This window comes from Rhodoligotrophos defluvii (assembly GCF_005281615.1).
In the GTDB taxonomy this organism is placed as follows: domain Bacteria; phylum Pseudomonadota; class Alphaproteobacteria; order Rhizobiales; family Im1; genus Rhodoligotrophos; species Rhodoligotrophos defluvii.
In genome coordinates, this window is the sequence record NZ_SZZM01000017.1 from 1 (window position 1) to 5026 (window position 5026).

The window sequence follows — 5026 nt, forward strand, 5'->3', positions numbered from 1 at the left end:
ATGTCGCAATGATCGATCGCGCCGCCAGCTTGCGCGGCCGCTCGCGCACCGATTTCGTGCGCGACGCCGCTGTGCGCGCGGCCGAGGAAGTCGTCATGGAGCAGGGGCTGATCCGGATGAGCCCGGAAGGCTTTGCCGAGTTCATGGATGTGCTGGCGCGTCCGGCCGCTCCCGTTCCGGAGATGGTGGAAGTTCTGAAGCGGCCCGCGCCATGGGAGCCCGGCTACGTGGCNGGTCGTCATGGAGCAGGGCCTGATCCGGATGAGCCCGGAGGGCTTCGCCGAGTTCATGGATGTGCTGGCGCGTCCGGCCGCTCCCGTTCCGGAGATGGTGGAAGTTCTGAAGCGGCCCGCGCCATGGGAGCCCGGCTACGTGGCTAAGCGGTAAGCTCTTGCTGCTTTCGGGTCCTGAACCGCTCTCTGCCGAACACGATGTGTCCGAGTTCACCTGTGGCAAGCCCACGCTTGACCACTGGCTGAAATCACGCGCCCTCTCCAATCAGCAGAAGGGCTTCACCGCCGTCCTCGTCGTGCATGAGGCTGGGCGCGTGGTCGGCTTCTACGGCCTCGCGCCTACCGGTGTGGTGCCTTCGGTTCTGCCGCGTTCGATCAGGACGGGACANACAGAAGGGCTTCACCGCCGTTCTCGTCGTGCATGAGGCTGGGCGCGTGGTCGGCTTCTACGGCCTCGCGCCTACCGGTGTGGTGCCTTCGGTTCTGCCGCGTTCGATCAGGACGGGACAGCCGCCCAACCCGGTCCCCTGTATGCTGCTCGGCCAACTCGCAACCGACACCGGATGGGCGGGGCTGGGCATCGGGACCGGCCTTGTGAAGCATGCTCTCCAGCGCTGCGTTCAGGCCGCATACCTGATCGGCGGGCGGGCCTTGCTGGTCAACGCCGTCGACGGGGAGGCGGCCAAGTTCTGGAGGCGGCGTGGCTTCGAGCCGTCCAGGGATGATCCCCTGGTTCTGCTCCGCTCGATCAGCGACATCGCTGCCTCGCTCGGCGAGGGCGGTAGGTGAAAGCTTGGCTGGCCTCCAACCGTAGCGATCCGCCCTTCAGTCAGATTGCAGTAGATCAGATCCGCCCATGCAAATTCCTCTTCCCCCATTGCCCACATTACGCCGGCAGATGTTCGTACTTTCCTTCGCGCTATTCTGGGCGGTCGGTGGCATGCCCGAACCTGCCAAGGCTCAGCCTCGGCCGCAGATTGCGAAGTGCGTTCCCGGCCAGGCCCGCACCGCCGACGAATATTGCCTCGTTGATGGCGACACGATCTGGATCGACGGGGAAAAGCTGCGCATGGAAGGCTACGACACCCCGGAACCGCAAACCCACATCTGTGGTGGCGACGCCGAAATCGCGCTGGCACACCGAGCCAGTGGTCGGGTGATCGAGCTGCTGAACTCGCACGACTGGACCGTCGAATATGGAGAGCCGGACAACACCGGCACCCGGACGCTGGTGATGATCAGAATTGACGGTCGCGACATCGGCGACATTCTGATCGAAGAAAGGCTGGCTCGCTCCTGGCCCGATGGCGAAGAATGGTGGTGCGGCCGGTAAGAGTTCGATGCGCGCCACCGCCTAACTGGCGGGACAGATTGACCGACGGTGCGCGGCAGAGCGCTTGATCTTCGCCATTCGCGGCGGGACCGGAATTCCCGGGATCTGTTATTTGCCCATCTGGTCGAGCGCTTAACCATTCTCGTCGTCGAGATCATCGAAGCTGGCGATGACATCTGCGTGGCGGATGCGCTCGATCGTATCTTCGAAGCTCTCGCGAGGATGTCCCGGCTGGATATGCTGTCGGATCGCCTCATAATGTTTTCGGGCCGCCACTCTTGAGACCGCGCGCGTTAAATGCAGCCGAACTGCCAGACTTTCGGCGCCATCGCAGCCTTCGCGGACGACACCGCTCAATGTCGCCAGGACCGTCGGCAACGGCGTCTCATCTCCAGCGGCGCGCAATCGTGCCGCCAGCAACCGCCCTGGCAGTCCGGCGAGGAAGACTAGTTCGGGAACGAGGCGCGATGCGAAATGACGGGCATTTTTGCACTGCTTAAGGTTGGTTGCGCGCCCCAGAAATTCCTTCTCGAGTTCGCATAGGGGAACGCCGGACATCCAGATTGGCCAAAGCTTCCGTAGCCAGAACAATGCATGTTTGCCGCGAGCTTGGTCGTCAGCGAGCTTCTTGTAGGGTGTACCAAACATTTCCTCGAGGCTTTCTGGACGAACCATGCCGAGAAGCAGCCCTGGTTGTGTGTCGAGCCAGTCGAGCAGTGCGGTCACGACCTCTGTCGCCGTTCCGGAGAAGGCGCCGGCGTCGAGCTGTTCTACGATCTGCTGGAGCAAGACTACCGGTAGACCGGTCGCGCTTGCGACCTGTTCGATCCAGCGATCGGGCTCGGGAAGGTCGAGTGCGGCGCGGGCGGCCAGCGCCGAGGCGACGCGGCTGTTCACCCAATCGGCATCGCCAGCGCGCAGCGCACGATATACGCCGAAGCTGCGGCTGAGCAGCTCCGCAGCTGGGTCCGTTCCGGCGCCGGCGACCGCCAGAGGAAGCTTACTCAACAGATAGGCGGGCGCGCCGGTCTGGGTGATCCCCTCATGAATGCGGTCGAGGACCGCTTTGAGTGGATCGTCGATGACCAGGCATTGGTCGGCCTGTCCGAAGATCGCCTGCAGGTCCATCCAGTGACCGCTGATCTGGTTGTTCTGATTGTCGAAGTCGATGACTTTGCTCGGCACAAGCAGCACGAAGCCTTGCGCGCCTTCACCGGCACGCCCAGCGCGCCCAGCCGCATTAAGCAGTTCATGGGCCTCCAGTTTCTGCATCTTGTCGGCTTGGGGATCGAACCGGCTGTCGCCGGAAATTATGACCATTTCACTCGGCAGATTCATGCCTTGCGCAAGCGTCGAAGTCGCGAACAGAACCTTTATCCCGTCGGGCCGGCGAAACAGGCTTTCGTGAAGTTCGCGTTCCTCCCGCAGCAGCAGTGCATGATGGCTGGCTGCACCCGTCTTGAGCATGCCGTTGGGGGCAAGTTTCATATAGCAATAGCTGGCGCCACCCATTTCCTCTTCGGCCAGCGTTCGCCATTTCTGCTCGTCTTCGGTTAACGCGATCTGGCTGGCGGCGACGCGGCCCGGAAAGGCTTTGACGCAGCTTTCGCAAAAAACGGTTGTCTGCACAAATACTAGCGTCTTCATGCCCGCAGCGGCAGCTGCGGCGGCGATGGAACCGCTAGTTTCGTTGCCATTGGGGGTGAGATACCACTTGCCGCTTTGAGCACGGCCAGTCGAGAGCGTTCGTCCTTCGTCGAGCAGTTTAAGCAGCGAATAGTCGCTGCGATCGGTGGTCGACCAAGTCTGGAGCAAGCTGAACAGTCCATAGGGCTGTGCGAGCAAGGTGTTCTTGATACTGACCGGGGGCTGGTTGTGATCGGGATAATCAATGCGCGCCTGGGTAAGTGTGTCCCTAAGTGTGGCGATCTGTTCGGCTGGATAGACGACGCATCCGCGCACTTGGCGCGTCGGCTTCCAGTTCAAGTCCAAGGTCAGGCAATTTCGTCCGGTTAGATGCGCTACCCAGCCAGCTATCTCTTCGGTGTTCTTCATCATTGCCGAGAGCAGGAGCAAATCAGCGGCAGGGGCGGCGCGGGTCAAATTGAGGATGGTGAGCATCGCATCGAGCCCGCGCCGGCTACGGTCATCTTCCCGCGCATGGAGGAGATGGCACTCGTCGAACACGATCAGCCCCAGATCTGAGAAGGCGTCGGGATCCACCGACAGCAGCATGAGACAGCGCTCAGGCGTCATAACAGTGAGAGGTGGTCCCGGATTTTGGGACAGGGGCATAAGGTGGATCGACCGATGAAAAGGACGATCCAGTATGAAGACACGCAGACGGTTCTCGGCCGAGTTCAAAGCCAAGGTCGCGCTTGAGGCGATCCGCGGCGAGCGGACAATTTCGGAATTGGCCACGAAGCACCAGCTTCACCCGAACCAGATCACGCAGTGGAAACGGCAAGCCATCGACAATCTGGCCAAGGCGTTCGACGACAAGGCTGCTGATGCGCAGGTCGGCCGGGAAGCCGAAGTGACGAAGCTGCACGCCAAGATTGGTCAGCTCGTCGTCGAGCGGGATTTTTTGGCCAAAGCCTTCGATCGCTGAGCCTGGATCGGAGGAGAATGATGATTGATCCCGATCACAACCGGCTCTCGATCCGCCGCCAGTGCGAACTGGTCTCGATCTCGCGAGCATCGTTCTATCGCCAGCCCGCCGGCGAGACGCCCGAGAACATCGAACTGATGCGCGTCATCGACGAGGCCTTCATGGAAACGCCTTGGTATGGCTCCCGGCAGATGATGCGGCATCTGCGGCGCCAGGGCTGGTGCGTGGGCCGCAAGCGGGTCCGGCGACTGATGCGCAAGATTGGTCTGTCGCCGATTTACCAGGCGCCGAAGACCAGCGCGCCGCATCCGCAGCACCGCATCTACCCCTACCTGCTGCGGCATCTGGCAATCGAGCGGCCGGATCAGGTCTGGTGCGCCGACGTGACTTACATCCCGATGCGGCGCGGCTTCCTCTATTTGGTCGCCATCATGGACTGGTTCAGCCGCAAGGTGCTTGCCTGGCGGCTGTCGAACACGATGGACGCCGACTTCTGCGTCGCCGCCCTCGAAGAGGCGATCGCCCGCCATGGCAGGCCCGACATCTTCAACACGGATCAGGGAAGCCAGTTCACCAGCTTCGCCTTCACGACGACGCTGAAGGATGCCGGTATCCGCATCTCGATGGACGGGCGCGGCCGCTGGATGGACAATGTCTTCATTGAGCGGCTGTGGCGCAGCCTCAAATACGAATGCGTCTTCCTCAACGCCTTCGAAACCGGCAGCGAGGCGCGCAGCGGCATCGGTTCCTGGATCGGCTATTACAATCCTGTTTCATAACACCCATCTGTCTATGTTGCTGAAGTAAATAGGCTTTGTTGATCGGACTGCGATCCTGCGGGGTATTTTG

The 5026-nt window shown here is 61.7% G+C and carries 4 protein-coding genes and 1 pseudogene; 4 read left to right on the forward strand and 1 reads right to left on the reverse strand.

What is annotated here, in order from left to right; all coding sequences use genetic code 11:
• The first annotated feature begins 8 nt into the window (after positions 1–8).
• The 3 genes from E4P09_RS26945 to E4P09_RS25765 all read left to right on the forward strand — a co-directional run bounded on the left by E4P09_RS26945 (position 9) and on the right by E4P09_RS25765 (position 1566).
• The gene (locus tag E4P09_RS26945) at positions 9–380 is read left to right on the forward strand and encodes a type II toxin-antitoxin system TacA family antitoxin (protein ID WP_428977745.1); all 372 of its coding nucleotides are present in this window, start codon (positions 9–11) and stop codon (positions 378–380) included.
• A 153-nt stretch (positions 381–533) separates the two neighbouring features.
• Positions 534–1022, forward strand: a complete 489-nt coding sequence (locus tag E4P09_RS25760) for a GNAT family N-acetyltransferase (protein ID WP_428977744.1) — start codon at positions 534–536, stop codon at positions 1020–1022.
• A 151-nt stretch (positions 1023–1173) separates the two neighbouring features.
• The gene (locus E4P09_RS25765; protein ID WP_205042327.1) at positions 1174–1566 is read left to right on the forward strand and encodes a thermonuclease family protein; all 393 of its coding nucleotides are present in this window, start codon (positions 1174–1176) and stop codon (positions 1564–1566) included.
• Positions 1567–1698: 132 nt separating this feature from the next.
• On the opposite strand, the gene E4P09_RS25770 is transcribed toward E4P09_RS25765, so the two are convergent.
• Positions 1699–3861 (reverse strand): helicase-related protein, encoded by a 2163-nt coding sequence (locus E4P09_RS25770; RefSeq protein ID WP_338049033.1) that lies wholly within the window; start codon positions 3859–3861, stop codon positions 1699–1701.
• Positions 3862–3895: 34 nt separating this feature from the next.
• Between E4P09_RS25770 and E4P09_RS25780 the strand changes: the two are divergent.
• Positions 3896–4944: pseudogene (locus E4P09_RS25780) on the forward strand (IS3 family transposase); the annotation flags it as partial.
• Positions 4945–5026: the final 82 nt, after the last annotated feature.